The sequence below is a fragment of the Streptomyces daliensis genome (assembly GCF_054782395.1).
In genome coordinates this window covers 458,500-475,590 of sequence record NZ_BAAGSO010000094.1, presented here as the reverse complement: position 1 = coordinate 475,590, position 17,091 = coordinate 458,500, and the positions used below count along the sequence as shown (strand labels likewise).

The 17,091-nt window shown below is 73.2% G+C and carries 15 protein-coding genes and 1 riboswitch; of the genes, 9 read left to right on the top strand and 6 right to left on the bottom strand.

Annotated elements, in window-relative coordinates; all coding sequences use genetic code 11:
- Nucleotide 1 precedes the first annotated feature (1 nt).
- The 3 genes from ACYVOO_RS24565 to ACYVOO_RS24555 form a co-directional block, all read right to left on the bottom strand.
- On the bottom strand, nt 2-778 hold the full coding sequence (locus ACYVOO_RS24565) for an ABC transporter ATP-binding protein (protein WP_461017856.1): 777 nt from the start codon (nt 776-778) through the stop codon (nt 2-4).
- Nucleotides 779-842: 64 nt separating this feature from the next.
- Nucleotides 843-1,997 carry a FecCD family ABC transporter permease gene (locus tag ACYVOO_RS24560; RefSeq protein WP_461017855.1) on the bottom strand — a complete coding sequence of 385 codons (1,155 nt, stop codon included), beginning with the start codon at nt 1,995-1,997 and terminating at the stop codon, nt 843-845.
- The gene (locus ACYVOO_RS24555; RefSeq protein WP_461017854.1) at nt 1,994-3,049 is read right to left on the bottom strand and encodes an ABC transporter substrate-binding protein; all 1,056 of its coding nucleotides are present in this window, start codon (nt 3,047-3,049) and stop codon (nt 1,994-1,996) included. The genes ACYVOO_RS24560 and ACYVOO_RS24555 overlap by 4 nt, the downstream gene beginning before the upstream one ends.
- A gap of 44 nt (nt 3,050-3,093) precedes the next feature.
- Nucleotides 3,094-3,273: riboswitch (cobalamin riboswitch) on the bottom strand.
- A gap of 196 nt (nt 3,274-3,469) precedes the next feature.
- Between ACYVOO_RS24555 and ACYVOO_RS24550 the strand changes: the two genes are divergently transcribed.
- The 9 genes from ACYVOO_RS24550 to ACYVOO_RS24510 all read left to right on the top strand — a co-directional run bounded on the left by ACYVOO_RS24550 (nt 3,470) and on the right by ACYVOO_RS24510 (nt 13,671).
- Nucleotides 3,470-3,685, top strand: coding sequence for a hypothetical protein (locus ACYVOO_RS24550; protein WP_461017853.1), 216 nt, complete (start codon nt 3,470-3,472; stop codon nt 3,683-3,685).
- Between the two features lie 117 nt (nt 3,686-3,802).
- Nucleotides 3,803-5,065 (top strand): Tm-1-like ATP-binding domain-containing protein, encoded by a 1,263-nt coding sequence (locus ACYVOO_RS24545; RefSeq protein WP_461017852.1) that lies wholly within the window; start codon nt 3,803-3,805, stop codon nt 5,063-5,065.
- A 9-nt stretch (nt 5,066-5,074) separates the two neighbouring features.
- Nucleotides 5,075-5,977 (top strand): phosphoenolpyruvate hydrolase family protein, encoded by a 903-nt coding sequence (locus tag ACYVOO_RS24540; RefSeq protein WP_461017851.1) that lies wholly within the window; start codon nt 5,075-5,077, stop codon nt 5,975-5,977.
- Nucleotides 5,978-6,354: 377 nt separating this feature from the next.
- A complete protein-coding gene (locus ACYVOO_RS24535) occupies nt 6,355-7,332 on the top strand; it encodes an acyl-ACP desaturase (protein WP_461017850.1) in 978 nt (325 codons plus the stop codon).
- A gap of 87 nt (nt 7,333-7,419) precedes the next feature.
- Entirely contained in the window at nt 7,420-8,568 is a 1,149-nt protein-coding gene (locus tag ACYVOO_RS24530; RefSeq protein WP_461017849.1) for a beta-ketoacyl-ACP synthase 3, read from the top strand.
- A 36-nt stretch (nt 8,569-8,604) separates the two neighbouring features.
- Entirely contained in the window at nt 8,605-9,750 is a 1,146-nt protein-coding gene (locus ACYVOO_RS24525) for a GDSL-type esterase/lipase family protein (protein WP_461017848.1), read from the top strand.
- A gap of 50 nt (nt 9,751-9,800) precedes the next feature.
- The gene (locus tag ACYVOO_RS24520) at nt 9,801-10,154 is read left to right on the top strand and encodes a hypothetical protein (RefSeq protein WP_461017847.1); all 354 of its coding nucleotides are present in this window, start codon (nt 9,801-9,803) and stop codon (nt 10,152-10,154) included.
- Nucleotides 10,151-11,404 carry a beta-ketoacyl-[acyl-carrier-protein] synthase family protein gene (locus ACYVOO_RS24515; protein ID WP_461017846.1) on the top strand — a complete coding sequence of 418 codons (1,254 nt, stop codon included), beginning with the start codon at nt 10,151-10,153 and terminating at the stop codon, nt 11,402-11,404. The genes ACYVOO_RS24520 and ACYVOO_RS24515 overlap by 4 nt, the downstream gene beginning before the upstream one ends.
- Before the next feature lie 224 nt (nt 11,405-11,628).
- Nucleotides 11,629-13,671, top strand: coding sequence for a GTP-binding protein (locus ACYVOO_RS24510; protein WP_461017845.1), 2,043 nt, complete (start codon nt 11,629-11,631; stop codon nt 13,669-13,671).
- A 32-nt stretch (nt 13,672-13,703) separates the two neighbouring features.
- Here the strand turns inward: ACYVOO_RS24510 and ACYVOO_RS24505 are convergent, their stop codons facing one another.
- From ACYVOO_RS24505 to ACYVOO_RS24495, 3 genes are read right to left on the bottom strand one after another with little or no spacing between them, the layout of a single operon-like run.
- A complete protein-coding gene (locus ACYVOO_RS24505; RefSeq protein WP_461017844.1) occupies nt 13,704-15,023 on the bottom strand; it encodes a lipase family protein in 1,320 nt (439 codons plus the stop codon).
- A gap of 3 nt (nt 15,024-15,026) precedes the next feature.
- Nucleotides 15,027-16,277, bottom strand: a complete 1,251-nt coding sequence (locus ACYVOO_RS24500) for an HTTM domain-containing protein (protein WP_461017843.1) — start codon at nt 16,275-16,277, stop codon at nt 15,027-15,029.
- On the bottom strand, nt 16,277-16,969 hold the full coding sequence (locus ACYVOO_RS24495) for a DUF5819 family protein (RefSeq protein ID WP_461017842.1): 693 nt from the start codon (nt 16,967-16,969) through the stop codon (nt 16,277-16,279). The genes ACYVOO_RS24500 and ACYVOO_RS24495 overlap by 1 nt, the downstream gene beginning before the upstream one ends.
- Nucleotides 16,970-17,091 lie beyond the last annotated feature (122 nt).

Below are 17,091 nucleotides of genomic sequence, written 5' to 3'. Positions count from 1 at the left end.
CCTACGCTCGCGCACTCAGCGGCAGGAACCGCACCGAGGGCCGCCCCTGCCCCGCGTCGGCCGTGACCACCGCGCGCACCCCGTACACGTCGGCGATCAGCTCCTCCGTCAGCACCTGCGACGGTGTGCCCGCCGCGACGACATGGCCGCGCCGCAGCACCACCAGGTGGTCGCAGTACATGGCGGCCAGGTTCAGATCGTGCAGGGCGATGACACTCGTCACCGGGGTACGCACCACCAGCTCCAGCAGCTCCAACTGATGCTGGATGTCGAGGTGGTTGGTGGGCTCGTCCAGGAGCAGTTCGCCCGGCTCCTGGGCGAGCGCGCGGGCGATCTGGACGCGCTGGCGCTCCCCGCCGGACAGCGTGTGCCAGGACTGGCCGAGCTTGTCCTCCAGCCGGGTGTGCTCCACCGCCGAGCGCACCGCCGCCTCGTCCGCCGCCGTCGAGCCCGACCAGGGCCCACGGTGCGGGATGCGGCCGAGGCGGACGACGTCGCCGACGGTCAGGTCCACCCCCGTCTCGGCGTGCTGTTCCACGACGGCCACCCGGCGGGCGACGTCCTTGCGGCTCAGCCGTGGCAGGGGCACCTCGTCCAGGGTGATCACCCCGGACGAGGCGGCGCGTATCCCGGCCAGCAGCCGCAGCAGCGTCGACTTGCCCGAACCGTTGGGCCCCAGCAGCCCCACCGTCTCCCCGGGGCGCGGCGACAGGCTGACCCCTTCGAGGATCAGCTTGCCGTCGGCACGCCAGGCCACATCACGGGCGCGCAGACTCATCCCCGCCCCCCTCCGGTCTCGGGTGCCCCGGTCTCCCGTGCCCCGTGTTCCGTCGCGCCCGCCGTCACCGTGACCTCCTCGTGCGGTGCAGGATCACGACGAACGCGGGCACCCCGATCAGCGAGGTCGCCACGCCGACGGGGAGTTCCTGCGGGTCCAGCACGGTCCGCGCCAGCGTGTCCACCCAGACCAGGAACACCGCGCCGACCAGCGCAGTGGTGGGCAGCAGCCGCCGGTGCCCCGGACCCGTCAGCACGCGCGCCGCGTGCGGGAGGACGAGTCCGACGAAGCCGATCGCACCCGCCGCGCTGACCAGCACCGCCGTCAACAGCGCCGTCACCAGCAGCAGAAGCATCCGCACCCGCTGGACCGCCACGCCCAGGGCCGCCGCCGCCTCCTGCCCGAAGGCGAACGCGTCCAGCGCGTTGGCCCGCGTCAGACACACGGCGAGCACCAGCACCAACGCACCCGCGCACAGTGCCACGTCCGTCCAGTCGGCGCTGCTCAGCGACCCCAGCAGCCAGAACAGCACCCCGCGCGTCTGCTCCGCGTCGGCGGAGGTGAAGACGATGAACGAGGTGAGCGCCGAGAAGAGCTGCATTGCGGCGATGCCCGACAGCAGCACCCGGTCCGTCGTCCCGCCCGAGGTGTAGGCGAGCAGCAGCACGAGCCCGAAGGACACGACCGCGCCCACGAAGGCGCCCGCCGAGAGTGAAACGGCCCCGCCGCCGACGCCCAGTACCGCCACGGCCACCGCACCGGTCGAGGCGCCCGAGGACACACCGAGGACGAACGGGTCGGCCAGCGGGTTGCGCAGCAGCGACTGAAGCACGGCGCCGCACACCCCCAGGCCCGCACCGCACACCGCCGCGAGCAGGGTGCGCGGCAGCCGCAGCTCCCACACGATGCCCTCGCGGATCGGCGTCAGCCCGGCCTCGGCACCCCCGAGGCGCTCGGCCACCACCCGCCACACGTCGCCGACGCGCAGTGCCGCGGGCCCGATGGTGATGGCCACCGCCACGGACAGCGCGAGCAGCAGCACCCCCGCGGCCCACAGCACCGCCGCGCCGGTCCCGGTGCGCGCGGCCCGCGCGCTCCACGCCCGCGCGGCACGTAGGCGCGCGGCGGGTGTCGGACCGTCGGCGCCGTCCCGTGCGGCCGGTGCGGGCGCGGCGGGCGCGTCGGGCGTGGCGGGTGTGCGTTCGCGCGGCGTACTCAACCGGCGAGACCGAACGTCCGCAGGCCCTTCGCGACCTTCTCGATCCCCTCGACCGTGCGGATCGACGGATTCATCGCGGCGCCGCTCAGCAGCACATACCGCTTCTTCTCCACGGCCTTCATATGGCGGGTGACCGGGTTGGACTCCAGCCACTTGATCTTCGCAGCGGCGGTCTCGGCCGTCTGGCTCTTCCGGCTCAGATCGCCGAGGACGATCACGTCGGGATCGCGGTCCGCGACCCGCTCCCAGTTGATCTGCGGCCACTCGTCGTGTGTGTCGTCGAAGACGTTCTCCGCGCCGACGGCGCGCGTGATGATGCCCGGCGCACCGCAGCACCCGGCCAGATACGGCGACTCGGAGTTGGCGAACCAGTACATCAGCCGGGTGTCCGACGCTTCGACGTCCTCCGTCGCCTTCGCGGTGCGCGCCTTCAGCTCCGCGATCAGCTTCTCGCCGCGCTTCTCCACGCCGAACGCCTCGGCCAGGTCCCTGACCTCGCCGTAGACGTCGTCCATGCGCAGCGGCCTCGCGCGCTCGCCGTCGCCGCTCCCGCCGTTCTCCTTGGCGCAGTCGGTGGGGGAGAGGTACGTCGGCACGCCCAGCTTCTCGAAGTCCCCGCGCGGGGCCACCCCGCCCTTGCCGAGCGTCGACTCGAAGGATGCCGCCACGAAGTCCGGTTCCTCCTCCAGCACCCGTTCAAAGGAGGGCGCGTTGTCCGCGAGCCGCTCGACCTTGGCGTTCTCCTCGCCCAGGCCCCTGGCGACGGGGTCGGTCCAGGTCGCGGTGCCCGCCATGCGGTCGGCGAGGCCGAGGGAGAGCAGGATCTCCGTCGTGCCCTGGTTCAGCGAGACGGCCCGCCGGGGCGGGGAGTCGACGGTGACCTTCTCGCCGCAGTTCTCCAGCGTGCGCGGATAGCCCCCGGACGCCGCGGACTTCCCGGAACCCTCGCCCCCGGAGCCCTTTGTGCCGCAGGCGGCCGTCAGCGCCATCAGAGAGGTGAGGAGTACGGCCGCGATGCGGGTACGGCGTGAGGTCGCCACCACAGTTCCCATCCGTCAGAGGCCCAGTCGCGAGGCCCGGCGTCCTTCCGCCCCGGTGCCGGGGCGGACCGCCAGCAGGTCTTCGGACTCGGGACTCCCACGGGCCGAGCGCCTTCCCGGACTCCTCCAGTGGCCTCTGCTCGCCCGCCCTGTCCCTCACCGCTGCGCGTCAGTTCCGGGTTCGCACCGGATTCCCTGACCCCATCAGGGGTTCGACTGGCGTCGGCAAGCTATCACACGGACCTGGGCGGTTCGCCCGGCGGACGGTGCGCTGAGCTGCGAGGACGGGACGCGGGCCAGGGGACGGAGGAGCGGTGCGCCGGGCCGTCAGGACATCGAGGGCGGTTGACGCCTTACGCGTCGGGTAGAAGCGCCACCGAGTCCCAAGGGCCAGCCGCGGCACACGCGGCTCACCGAGCAGAGGGAGGCACCATGCGCACCCGTACCCGCCGCACGCCGACCACCGCAGCCCTGCGCAGAGTCGCCCTGCGCGCCGTCAGAAGGATCGCGCACCCCGCACGCGTCCGCTCCGGCACGGGCCACCCGCACCGCGACCTGAACCGCCCGCGCCCCGGCGCCCACACCCTGCGCCCGTACCAGGTGACACCCCACGACGCGCTCCAGCGCCGGGGCCCCACCACACTCTGAGGGGCCGCTGAGAGGCCGCTCCCGCGCGCCTCGCCCGTCCGCGTCCGTACCCCGGTCTTTACCTGCCACCGTCGCACCACCCAGGATCGGATCATCGTCGAGCGAAGGAGCGCCGGGATGGCGACGGTGGTACTGGTCGGGACCCTGGACACCAAGGGCGCGGAGTACGCCTGGCTGAGCGCGCGGTTACGGGAGCTAGGCTGCGAGGTGGTACTCGTCGACGCCGGGGTGCGACGCGTCCCGCCGGGCACACCGGCCGCCGACGTGTCGGGCGAGGCCGTCGCACGCGCCGCGGGACACGACTTGGAGCGACTGCGCGCGGCGGGAGACCGCAACACGGCGGTGACGGCCATGGCGGAGGGCGCAGAGCACGTCGTGCGGGACCTGTACGAGGCGGGCCGCCTGCACGCACTGCTGGCGGTCGGCGGCAGCGGCGGCTCGTTCATCGCGGCCCGCGCGATGCGCGCGCTCCCCGTCGGGGTGCCCAAGCTGCTGGTGAGCACCATGGCGGGCGGGGACGTGGGCCCGTACGTGGGCAGCGGCGATGTCACGCTGATGCACAGCGTGGTGGACATCGCCGGGATCAACTCCGTCTCGCGGCTCGTACTCGGCAACGCGGCAGCCGCGGCCGCCGGTATGGCCGCGCACAGGGCACGCGCCGTGGCGGAGCCCGGACCGCGGGGGCGCAAGGTCATCGGCGCGACGATGTTCGGCGTCACCACGCCCGCGGTGGACGCGGCACGGGGACGCCTGGAGGAACTCGGCTACGAGGTGCTGGTCTTCCACGCCACGGGCGTGGGCGGCCGGGCCCTGGAGAGGCTCGCCGCCGACGGCCAACTGGACGGTGTGCTGGACCTGACGACGACCGAACTGGCCGACGACCTCGTCGGCGGTGTGCTCAGCGCGGGCCCCGACCGGCTCACGGCGGCGGGCGCCGCCGCGCTCCCGCAGGTCGTCGCACCGGGCGCTCTGGACATGGTCAACTTCGGCCCCGAGGCAACCGTTCCCGAGCGTTTCGCCGCGCGGCGCCTGCTCGTCCACAACCCCACCGTCACCCTCATGCGGACCAGTACGGAGGAGATGGCGGCCCTCGGCACGGCACTGGGCACGAAGCTCGGCGCGGCGAAGGGGCCCGTCTCCGTCTTCTGGCCGCTGCGCGGGGTGTCGGCGGTGGACGCGCCGGACGGCCCGTTCGAGGACCGGACGGCGGACGGCGCGTGCCTCGACGCACTGCGCGCGGCGGTGGAGGGCACCGCGGTCCGCCTGCACGTAGTGGACGCACACCTCAACGACGCCGTCTTCGCGACGGCCGCCGCCGACCATCTGCACGAGCTGATCGTGCGACGCGACCACGTTCCGGCGGGCACCCCCGCCGTCTGACGGGTGGTCATGCCCGCCACCACGGTCACCAGCACGACCACCACCACTGCCACCGCCACCGCCACCGAGCGAACGGAGAGACGAGAGATGGACCGTACCGAGGCCCTCGCACGCCTGCGTGCCCAGGCGGACGCCGGACGGCCGGTGATCGGCGCGGGAGCGGGCACGGGCCTGTCCGCCAAGTGCGCCGAGGCGGGCGGCGCCGACCTGCTCATCATCTACAACTCGGGCCGCTACCGCATGGCGGGCCGCGGCTCGCTCGCCGGGCTCCTGCCCTACGGGGACGCCAACGCCATCGTCGTGGACATGGCCGGCGAGGTGCTGCCCGTCGTACGGGACACACCGGTGCTCGCGGGCGTGTGCGGCTCCGACCCCTTCCGCGTCATGGGGCACTTCCTCGACCAGCTCAAGGCCATGGGCTTCACCGGGGTGCAGAACTTCCCCACGGTCGGCCTCTACGACGGCGTCTTCCGGGCCAACCTGGAGGAGACCGGCATGGGCTTCGGCCTGGAGATCGACATGATCCGGCAGGCACACGAACGCGACCTCCTCACCGCGCCGTACGCCTTCGACCCCGATCAGGCAGCCGAGCTGGCCAGGGCGGGTGCCGACGTCCTGGTGCCCCACGTCGGGCTCACCACCAAGGGCTCCATCGGCGCGGCCACGGCCATGACGCTCGACCAGGCGGCCCGCGCCGTACAGGAGATGCACGACGCGGCGAAGCGGGTCTCCCCGGACATCCTCGTCCTGTGCCACGGCGGCCCGATCGCCGAGCCCGAGGACGCCCGCTACGTCCTGGAGCACACCTCGGGCGTCGTGGGCTTCTTCGGCGCCTCGTCGATGGAACGACTCCCCACCGAACGCGCCATCACGGAGCAGGCCCGCGCCTTCAAGTCGCTGTCACTGGGCTGATGAAGGTGCCGGTCTTGGCGCGCGCATTTCCCGTTCTCGGCCGTTCCTCACAATTCGCGGGGATGGTGTGCGTTGAATTCCGTGAAAGGCGGTTGCGGTGTTCTGCGGAGCCTGCGGACCGGCTGGTTCCGTATGTTGTGCGGCCCTGCCTCCGAATTCCCGCTGCTGGTGCGGATTCCGTGCGGAAAAATATGATGATGGGTACCGGTGCAGGTAGGTGGACCACGCTGTGACGTGATGCGGAGCGCGCGATGCGGGGGCCGGTGGAACTCCCGTGAGGGCGGGGTGCTTTATCGCTCCGGAAATTTGTTGCGGTGTCAGCCGATAGGAGTAAGCGGCCCTTTCCCTTTTCCTGGGCGGCATTTAGCGTGGCGTTCATGACGGAGAAGCGCCAGGCAACGGAAAAGGGCAATCGTTCGGCTGAGCATCTGCTCGCCGAATTGGAACCCGCGGTGGTGCGGCAGTTGGAGCGCCATCTGGAGACGGCACGTGAATGGTTTCCCCACGAGTACGTTCCGTGGAGCGAGGGGGAGAACTTCGACGGGCCCTTGGGCGGCCGGCCCTGGGAGCCCAAGCAGAGCCGCCTGGCGCCCGCCGTCCGCACCGCACTGATCGTCAACCTCCTCACCGAGGACAACCTCCCCATCTACCACCACCAGGCAGGGGCCAACATCGGCCGCGAAGGCGCCTGGGGGGAGTGGCTGTACCGCTGGACGGCGGAGGAGGACCGGCACGCGACGGCGATCCGCGGCTTTCTCCACACGACGCGCGCGGTGGACCCGGTCGCCCTGGAACGCACGCGCATGCAGCACATGAGCGCCGAGTGGGACCCCGGAACCCCCTCCGGGCTGCACGCCATCGCCTATGTGACGGTGCAGGAGCTGGCCACGCGGGTCGCGCACCGCAACACCGGGAAGGTCAGCGAGGACGAGGACTGCGTGCGCCTGCTGAGCCGTATCGCGCTCGACGAGAACCTGCACATGGTCTTCTACCGCGAGGTCTTCCGGGACGCGCTGGAACTCGCCCCGGCCCAGGCGCTGGCCGCCTTCGCGGACACCCTGGAGAACTTCGCCATGCCGGGCAGCAACGCGCCGGGCTTCCCCCGCATGGCCGCGGAGATCGCCCGCGCGGGCATCTACAACCTGCGCGTCCACCACGACGAGGTCGTCACGCCACTGCTGCGCTCGCTGGGCGTGCTCGACATGACGGGGCTCGACGCGGAGGGGACGCACGCCCAGCAGCGCATCGCGGCGCACGCCGCCGGACTCGACGCCAAGGCGCGGCGGTTCGACGAACTGTGGGCGGAGCGGGAGGAGATCGCGCGGCGCGCGCCGCACCCGCGCCAGGGCGGTTAGCGCCGCACGTCCGGCGAACAGCGAACGCGCCACTGCGCGCCGCACCACGAGACGCCACCACGAGACGTACAGCGAGAGGAACGCGCCATGACCCTGCCCGCACCCACCCACACCGCGGCGCCCCGCGCGCCCGCCCGCGCGCACGCGCAGGTGCTGTCCCTCGGCGAGTACCGGCCACGGCGGGCCGTCTCCAACGAGGAGCTGATCCAGGAGCGCCGGCTCAGCACCACCGACGACTGGGTCCGCCAGCGCACCGGGATCGCCTCGCGCCGGCTGGCGGAGGAGCACGAGTCGCTGCCCTACATGGGCGCGCGGGCCGCCGAGGAGGCCCTGCGGCGCGGCGGGTTCGCGCCCGAGGACGTCGACTGCGTCCTCGCCGCCTCGATGAGCAACCTGGCGGGCGGCTCCCCGCTGGCCAGGAGGATCGCGGAGGAACTGGGCGCACGGCCCCGGACGGCACTGGACGTCTCCGCCGCCTGCGCGGGCTTCTGCGTCTGCCTGGAGGTGGCCCGCGGCATGGTGACCGCGCACGGGTACCGGCGCGTGCTGATCGTCGGCGCCGAGCGGATGACGGACATCGTCGACCCGTACGACAGGACCACCAGCGTGATCTTCGCGGACGGCGCGGGCGCGGCGCTGGTCACCCCGGCCGACGAGCCCGCCATCGGCGCCGTCTCCTGGCGGACCGACGGCGAACGGCGCGATCTGCTCAGCCGCTCGGGCACGCCTCCGGAGCCGGACCGCGCCGCGCTCGCCGGTGCGACGACGACGATGGCGGCGGCGACACCGGCGTCCGCATCGGCCGTGACCACCTCAGCCGCGTCCGCATCGGTGTCCGTCGAGCACGTCGAGCACGTCGAGCCCGCCGAGGGGGCGCGGGACGGGTATCTGCGGATGCGCGGGCCCGAGCTGTACCGCTGGGTCATGGCCCATGTGCCAGGCGCGGCACGGACCGCCGTCCACAGGGCCGGGGTGTCCATGGAGGATCTGCGCGCCTTCGTCCCGCACCAGGCCAACGACCGCATCACCACCGCGCTGTGCACGGCGCTCGGCATCCAGGAGGACACCGTCGTCGCCCGCGACGTGGTCTCGACGGGCAACACCTCCGCCGCCTCCGTCCCCATGGCCACGGCGCGGCTGCTGCGTGAACGCCCTGACCTCGCCGGTGAACTGGCCCTGCTCGTCGGGTTCGGCGCGGGCGTCACCGTCGCCGCGCAGGTCGTCCGCCTGCCCTGACCCAGTTTGTCCCCTCACCCCCAGGAGTTCAGCATCATGGGTTCCTTCCCCTGCGGCGCCCGCCGCACCAAGCACCGCAAACCCACGACCGCGTCCCTCGCCAGGACCGTCACCAGGTCGCTCGGCCGCGCCTACGCGCGCACCGTCCTGCGGCCCCTGCTGCACATCGACCCGCGTGCAGCGCTCGACGCCAGCGGCCTCTACGTCGCCCCTGGCCCCGGCCCCCGGCCGCAGGACCGCACCATCCGGCTCGCCGTCGTCGGTGACTCCGGTGCCCTCGGCCTGGGCGTCGAGAAGCGCGAGCAGACGACCGGCGCCCTGCTGGCCGGGACCCTCGCGCGCGCCCTCGACCACCCCGTGCAGCTCAAGGTGTGCGGTGCCGTCGGCGCCAGTACGCACGGGATGTCCCGCTGCGTCGCCAGGGCCCGTAAGCACAACCCCCAGTGCGTCGTGATCATCGTCGGCGGAAACGACACACTGCTGCCCCGCCCGGTGCGCTGGGCGGCGCGGCGGCTGGGCCGCTACGTGGAACAGCTCGTCATCCAGGGGGCGTCCGTCGTCGTCGCCACCGCGCCCGATACGGGTAGCTGCCCCCTTTTCCCCGGCCCGGTGCGCAGGCTGCTGAGCTGGCGTTCGCGCAGGATGGGCGAGTTCCAGGCCCTGCACGCGGTACGGAGCGGGGCCCGCGTGGTCTCGCTCAGCGACACCGTCTTCCGCGAGCGCCCCGACGAGATGCTGGGCCGGGACGGCTTCCACCCGTCCGCCGCGGGCTACGCGCTCCAGTGCGCCCGGCTGGGCCTCGCCGTCGTCGCGGCGGCGGGCGGCCCCGCGCCCGAGGAGGAGCCGTTCGGGCCCGAAGACGGCGAACTCCCGCTGCGCGACGCGGCCCGCACGGCGGCGCGCACCCGCGACGCGCATCTGGCCCCCTCGCCCTCCCCCGAGCACGCCCTGCTGTGCGTGCGGCCCCCCGAGGCGCGGAGGCGCGGCGCCAGGGGACACGCCTCGCGCGGCGGTCCCGGTGGCCGCTCCGGCCCCGGCACACCTGGCCCCGTCACGGCGGTCTGCGGCGGCCCCCTCACCGGGACGGGCAGGACACCGCGCGCACGGTACGCCGGTCACGCGCACGACCCGTACGGGCCCGGCCGGTACGCGCCGGTCCGGCGCGGCGGCCACCTCCGCTGACCACCCCTCACCACTCTCACCACCCTCACCACCCCCTCAAGGAGCACGGCATGACCTCCCGCACCCCCACGCCCCGCACCTCCTCTTCCTCCTCCGCCGACTCGTCGCCCTCCGCCGCTCCCGCCCCCGCCCCCGTCCAGCGCCCGGCGCATACGGGCCCGGAGGAGGAGGCAGAGCCCGAGGCGGCGCGTTGCGGGCTCTACGGGCCGACGTCCGCCGAACTCGTCCACGCCTTCACCACGCGGCTGCACGACGGACTCCGGCACAGCCGTTGCGCCCGCGTGCGGGCCGCCCGCCACCACGGATCAGCGGTCAGGGCCGCCGGAGCCGCGGGCAGGGTTCCCCGCGCCGGGCGGCCTGTGCCGCCCGGCCGCCGCACCCCGGGGGGAGGCGACGACCGGTGAGCGGCCATGACGTCGCCGTGACCGGCCTCGGCCTGCTGACGCCCGCCGGCATCGGCGTCGGGGACACCTGGGAGGGGGTGCGGGCCGGGCGCTCCACCGCCACCGCCGACCCCGAACTCGCCGGGCTGCCCGTGGAGTTCTCCTGCCGACTGCCCGACGTGGACATCGACGCGCGGCTCGGCCGACGGCTGAGCAGGCGCGTCGACCGCTTCAGCGCGATGGCCCTGATCGCCGCGCGCGAGGCGGTCGCCGACGCCGGGCTGGGCGAGCCGTGGCACGCGGAGGCCGAAGGGCGGGAGGCGGACTGGGACCCGGACCGCGTGGCAGTGCTGCTCGGCGTCGGGAGCAACAGCCTCGCCACCTACCCCGAGGAGTTCGGGCGCCTCAACGAGGAACGCCCTGACCGGGTCTCCCCGCTCGCCCTGACCCGCAGCGTCCCCAACTTCGCGGCGAGCGAGGTGAGCACGGACCTGGGGGCCGCCGGGCCCAGCATGGCCATCAGCACGGCGTGCTCCTCCGGCGCCATGGCCCTGGGGACGGCCCGCAGCCTGATCGAGAGCGGTGCCTGCGACGTCGTGATCGCGGGCGGCAGCGAGTCGGCGCGCGCGGCCATGACAGCGGCCTGCTTCGCGCAGATGCGGGCCCTGTCCCAGCGCGGCGACGAACCTGAGCGCGCCTCGCGCCCCTTCGACGCCGAACGGGACGGCTTCGTGCTGGGGGAGGGCGCGGGCATCCTTGTGCTGGAACGCGCCGAGCACGCCCGCGCCCGCTCGGCGCGGGTCTACGCCCGCCTCACCGGGTTCGGCGCTTCCTGCGACGCCTACCACGTCGTCGCGCCCCGCCCGGACGGCGAGGGCATCGTGGGGGCCACCCGCGCGGCGCTGGCCGACTCCGGCTGGGAGCCGCAGGACGTGGGGCACATCAACGCGCACGCCACCTCGACCCGCCTCAACGACCGTGCCGAGGCACACGCCCTGCACCGGCTGTTCGGCACGCCGCCGCCGGTCACCGCCACCAAGAGCGTGATCGGCCACTCGCTGGGCGCGGCCGGGGCCATCGAGGCGGCGACGACGGTGCTCAGCGTGCACTACGGCACCATTCCGCCGACCGCCAACCTGGACACGCTGGACGAGGACATCGACCTCGACGTGGTCACGGGCAAGGAGCGCGGCACATGGGCGCCCACCGCGCTGTCCAACTCGTTCGGCTTCGGCGGCCAGAACGCGGTACTCGCCTTCGAGGGGCCCTGAGCGGTTCGCGGGCTCTCAGCGAGCGGGCCTGTGCGAAACGTCCGTGCCGGGGGGAGAGGAGGGGCGGCGGCGCCGAAAACCGGTTGCCGCCGCCCCGCCGCTTCCGCTGAACTGCCTCGCGCACCGGCCGTCCCACCCATCCCGCCAAGAGGAGCGAAGAATGCGCACACCCTTCATGTCCACCAGGAATCGAAACGTCACTCGTTCGAAGGACATGACAGGCAGTGCGTACGCTGAACTTGGGAATCCTGGCGCATGTCGACGCCGGTAAGACGAGCCTGACCGAGCGGCTTCTCCACACCGCCGGAGTCATCGACGAGATCGGCAGCGTGGACGCGGGAAGCACGCTGACCGACTCCCTCGCGCTGGAACGGCGGCGCGGCATCACCATCAAGTCCGCCGTGGTCTCCTTCGCCCTCGGCGATGTGACCGTCAACCTCATCGACACCCCGGGCCACCCGGACTTCATCGCCGAGGTGGAGCGCGTGCTGCACGTGCTCGACGGCGCCGTGCTCGTCGTCTCGGCCGTCGAGGGTGTGCAGTCGCAGACCCGCGTGCTGATGCGGACCCTCCGGCGGCTGCGCATCCCCACCCTGGTCTTCGTGAACAAGACCGACCGGCGCGGCGCGCGGTACGGGCCGCTCCTGCGCGACCTCGCCACGAAGCTCACCCCCGGAGTCCTCGCCATGGGCACGGTCCACGGGCTGGGCACCCCCGGCGCCGCGTGGCTGCCGTACGGCCCACGCGACGCCGCGTTCCGCTCAGCGGCGGCCGAACTGCTCGCCGAGCACGACGACGCGCTGCTCGCCGCCTACGTCGAGGACGAGACGTCGCTCTCCTACAGCGTGCTCCGCGACCGGCTCGCGGGACAGAGCACGCGAGCGCTGGCGCACCCGGTCTTCTTCGGCTCGGCGATCACGGGCGCGGGCGTCGGCGGCGACGGGCTGGCCTCGGGCATCACGCGGCTGCTGCCCGCACGGGACGCGGACACCGGAGCGCCCGTCGCCGGAACCGTGTTCAAGGTCGAGCGCGAACCCTCGGGCGAGAAGACCGCCTACGTCCGCCTGTTCTCCGGCACCCTGCGCACACGGGACCGCCTGCGCTTCGGCCACGACGGCTGCGAGGGCAAGGTGACGGCGCTCAGCGTCTTCGACCGGGGGACGGAAGCGCGCGCCGCCGCACTGCCCGCAGGACGGATCGGCAAGGTGTGGGGCCTCGCGGAGGTGCGGGTCGGCGACGCGATCGGCCCGCCGCTCACAGAGGCGGAGGACGGGTCCGGGGCCGCCGGGCCCGTGGCCGGAGACCACTTCACCGACGGACACCACTTCGCGCCGCCCACGCTGGAGACCGTCACCGTGCCCCGTCGCGCAGCGGACAGGGGCGCCCTGCACACGGCGCTCACCCAACTGGCCGAGCAGGACCCGCTGATCAACCTGCGGCAGGACGACCTCCGCCAGGAGATCTCCGTATCGCTCTACGGAGAGGTGCAGAAGGAGGTCATCCAGGCGACGCTGGCCGAGGAGTACGGGATCGAGGTCGGCTTCCGCGAGACGACGACGATCTGCCTGGAACGCCCTGTGGGCACGGGCACTGCCGTCGAGTTCCTCAAGAAGGATCCCAACCCGTTCCTCGCCACCGTCGGCCTCCGCGTCGGCCCGGCCCCTGTCGGCAGCGGGGTGGACTTCCGGCTGGACGTCGAACCGGGCTCCATGCCGTACGCGTTCCTCAAGGCCGTCGAGGAGACGGTGGCGCGGACGCTGTCCCAGGGGCTGCGCGGGTGGCGGGTCACCGACTGCGTCGTCACCATGACGCACTCGGGCTACGCGGCACGGCAGAGCCACGCGCACGCGGTCTTCGACAAGAGCATGTCCAGCACGGCGGGCGACTTCAGGAACCTCACCCCGCTGGTCCTGATGAGCGCGCTGACGGAGGCGGGCACGCGGGTCCACGAGCCGGTGCACCGCTTCCGCCTGGACATCCCGGCCGACGCGTTCGGCGCCGTGCTCCCCGTGCTGACCCGGCTGGAAGCGGTGCCCCGCACCTCGCGCACGAGCGGGACCACGTACGTGCTGGAGGGCGACATCCCCGCCGCGCGGGTGCACGCGCTGGAGCGGCGGCTGCCGACGCTGACCAGCGGAGAGGGCGTCCTGGAGGCCGCCTTCGACCACTACAGACCCGTGCGGGGCGAGATCCCGTCCAGGCCCCGCACGGACCACAACCCCCTCGACCGCAAGGAGTATCTGCTGCACGTGATGCGCCGGGTCTGAGCCACGAGGCGCCTGCCTCGCCCCGCCCCGGATCAGCAGGTGGGCGCGGCGGGCTTGCCCGCGACCCGGTCCTTCAGGAAGGCGAGCACGTCCGCGTTGCCCCGGTAGACCAGCGAGAGGTGCCCCATCTCGTACGTCTTCCAGGTGAGCGGCACACCCCGCTCGCACAGGCGCTGGTGGAGGCGGTCCGCCTGGGAGTACGCGACGAGTTCGTCCTGCGCCGCGTGGTACTGGAAGACGGGCACATGGATGCCCTGTGACGACTCGCCGAGCTTGTTCTCCGCGACCCGCTGGAGCCACGGCGGGTCGAGGAACGGGGAGCGCTCCAGATAGTCACTGGTCCGCTTGCCCGCGTAGTCCACCAGCAGCTCCACCGTGCACGCCGACTCCTCCATCGCGGCGAAGGCCGCGCGGCCCGCCTCGTTGAAGTAGGAGTCGAGCTTCAGCTCGGGGTAGGCGTGGTCGAGGCCGATCAGCGCGTACGCGAGGACGCCGAAGCCGCTCTTGCCGTCCAGCGGCAGCGCGACCTGCGTCAGATCGGCGGGCACCCCTCCGGCGGCGACGCCGACCAGGTTCAGTTCCGGCGCGTACGCGGGCTGCGTCTGCGCCGCCCACATCGCGGCGCCCCCGCCCTGCGAGTAGCCGCGGAACAGCACCTTGGCGTCCGCGGACAGCCGTGCCTCGGGAAGCCGCTGCGCCGCGCGGACCGCGTCGACGAGGGCCGGGCCCATGGACCTGCCGACGACGTACGTCGTCCGCGGCTCGGGCCGGTAGCCCTCGTAGTCGGTGACCGCGACCGCGTAGCCGCTCCTGAGCAGGTCGTTGAGCGCCGGCTGCTCGTAGAAGGCACCCCCGTCGATCATGCGCGATGGTGCGCAGCGGAAAGCGGGGCCGTGGGTGCCGGGCGCGAAGCCGACGACGGGGGCCTGCGCCGGATCCGCGGCCTTGGGGACCAGGACGGTGCCGGTGACGGCGGTGGGCGCGCCCTGCGCGTCGGTGGACAGGTACATCACCTGCCACGCGTCCGCCAGCGCGACCGCGCCCGGCGGCCCTGCCTTCGCCGGACGCGACCTGATGACGTCGCCGGGCTCGCCCTGGGGGAGGGGTTCTGGCGGGGTGTAGAAGGCATCGTCGTCGGCGGACCCGGCGGCCGCCTGCGACTGTGCCGGGTCCTGGGTGTGCGAGGCGGAGGCGGTGGGCGTCCACACGAGGAGCGCCGCGAGGACCGCCAGCGCGCTGAGGAGCACCAGCAGCGGGAGCGTGACGCCACCGCGGCTGCCGGTGCCGCTGGCGCTGCCGCCCGCGAGGGGGTGGGCGCGAGCGGGCGAGGTAGGAGAGTGCCGGTACCGCACGGGTCAACCTCCGGTGAGGGACTGGGAAGGGGGAGCTGGGGTGGCAGCGCGTGACGGGGTGTCCGGGGCCTGCGGGGTGGTGTCCGCGGGTGTGTCCGCGAGCACGGGACCGGGTGAGGGATCGGGTGCCGCTGCCTCGTCGCGCCGACGGGCCCGCCGCGCCGCACGCCCGTCGAACCGGCGCAGCAGCGATGAGGGCAGGAACACCGCGTCCGCCGCGATCATCGCGAGCGAGAAGAACGGCAGCCCGAGGACGACGGCGATGGCGGCGTGCTCGGCCATCATCGCGGCGAGCAGCACGTTCTTGACGCGCCGGTTGAAGAGGGTGAAGGGGAAGGCGACCTGGACCGCGACCGTCCCGTACGTCAGCAGGAGCACCATCATGCCGCTGCCGCCGAGAAGCCCGGAGAGCGCGGGCCAGGGGGAGAAGTAGTCCAGGTGCAGCGGGTAGTGCAGCGCGGTCCCGTCCTGCCAGCGCCCGCCCTGGATCTTGTACCAGCCCGCGGTGGCGTAGACGAGGCAGACCTGACCCATGATCACGAGCAGCGCCGCGTTGTGTGTGAGGTTGGCCAGCGCGTCGAGTACGGCGTGCGCGGGCGAACCGTGCGCGCGACCGGCCACCGCCCACCACACCGCGTGGGTGAGCCACAGTCCCCACAGGAACGCCAGCCACACGGGCCCGAGTTCGCCGGTCAGCGTGCCCCCGGCCAGGCCGAGGCCGCACACCGCCCACAGCACGGGACCCGCGACGCGGCCCGCCCCACGGCGTGCGAGACGTGCGCGGTGTGCGCGACGCGCGTCCAGGGACCAGACCCGGCCGCAGCGGGTGAGCACCAGATACATCGCGATCAGATGGACGATGTTGTCCCCGCCGTCGCCCATGAAGACACTGCGGTTCTGGAGCGACAGCACCCCGAGCATGAACAGCACCGACATGGCCCGCGTGTGCCACCCCACGAGCAGCAGCGCGGAGGCGGCGACGGCCAGCGCGTACACGGCCTCGAACCACGGCTGACCGTCTGACCACATCAGGGCCGTGAAGGCGTGGTTGTCGTCGATGAGCCGACGCGCGAGACCCCAGCTCCACGGCCCGTCGGGGCCGTACAGCTCCTGCCGGTGCGGCCACTCGCGCAGCAGGAACGCCAGCCAGGTGAACGCGAAGCCGATGCGGACGACGGCCGTCTGATACGGGCCGAACGCCGTGCCCGCCGCGCGCGCCAGGGCGGCAGAGGGGCGGTGGGTGCTCGTGGGCATCAGTGCCTCGCCTCCGTGGAACCGTCCGCCGTCACATCGCCGGGTGCCGCGGGCCACCAGGGCAGCACCCTCCGGTCCCGCTCGACCGCTCCACGGGTCCCGGCGCTCCACGACGGTGGTGCGACGGGTGTGGTCACGGCCTTGATCTGCACACGGTGGACGGTGCCGAGGGGATGGTGGTCGTCGAGCCGTGCCAGCACGATCCGCTTGAGATACATCTCGGAGAGCGCGCCGCGCGTGCCCGTCGAGCGGTTGCGGGCGTCGTGGGAACCGTGGAAGAAGTCCCAGGCGCGGCGCAGTTCGTTCTGCCGCGTATGGCTCGGCGCCGGGTTGCCCCTGATGGCCTCGCGGTCCCCGGCCGTCAGATCGGTCCAGCCGGTGCGCCGTGTGCCGCCGTCGGGGGTGAGCAGTTCGAGCCGTGCGTGGACGTGGATGTTGGCCTGGAGCGGGTCGGGTGCGAAGAGCTTCCAGTTCTGCTCGAACTCCGGCTCCACGTACGCGGCGATCTCCTGCCCGTACTGCCTGGACGCGGTGTTCGGCGGCGCCAGATGCAGGAAGGCCATGAGCAGATGCAGTGCCGCTGCGCACGCCAGCACCACCGCAGCCGAGGCCACCAGTACCCACGAGGAGCGGGACAGTGCGACGGCGGGTGACGGCGGGCCGCCGTGGCCCTTCGACGCACCGGACTCCATCCGCCCCACCCCGTCCTGGTCGGTCGCGCGTGGTCCCGGCGTGGTCCGTCGACGGCCCGTTGATGGCTCACTCGGTGTCCCGTCGACGGCGGGAGAGTGGAACGGGGCCCGTGCGGCGGCCG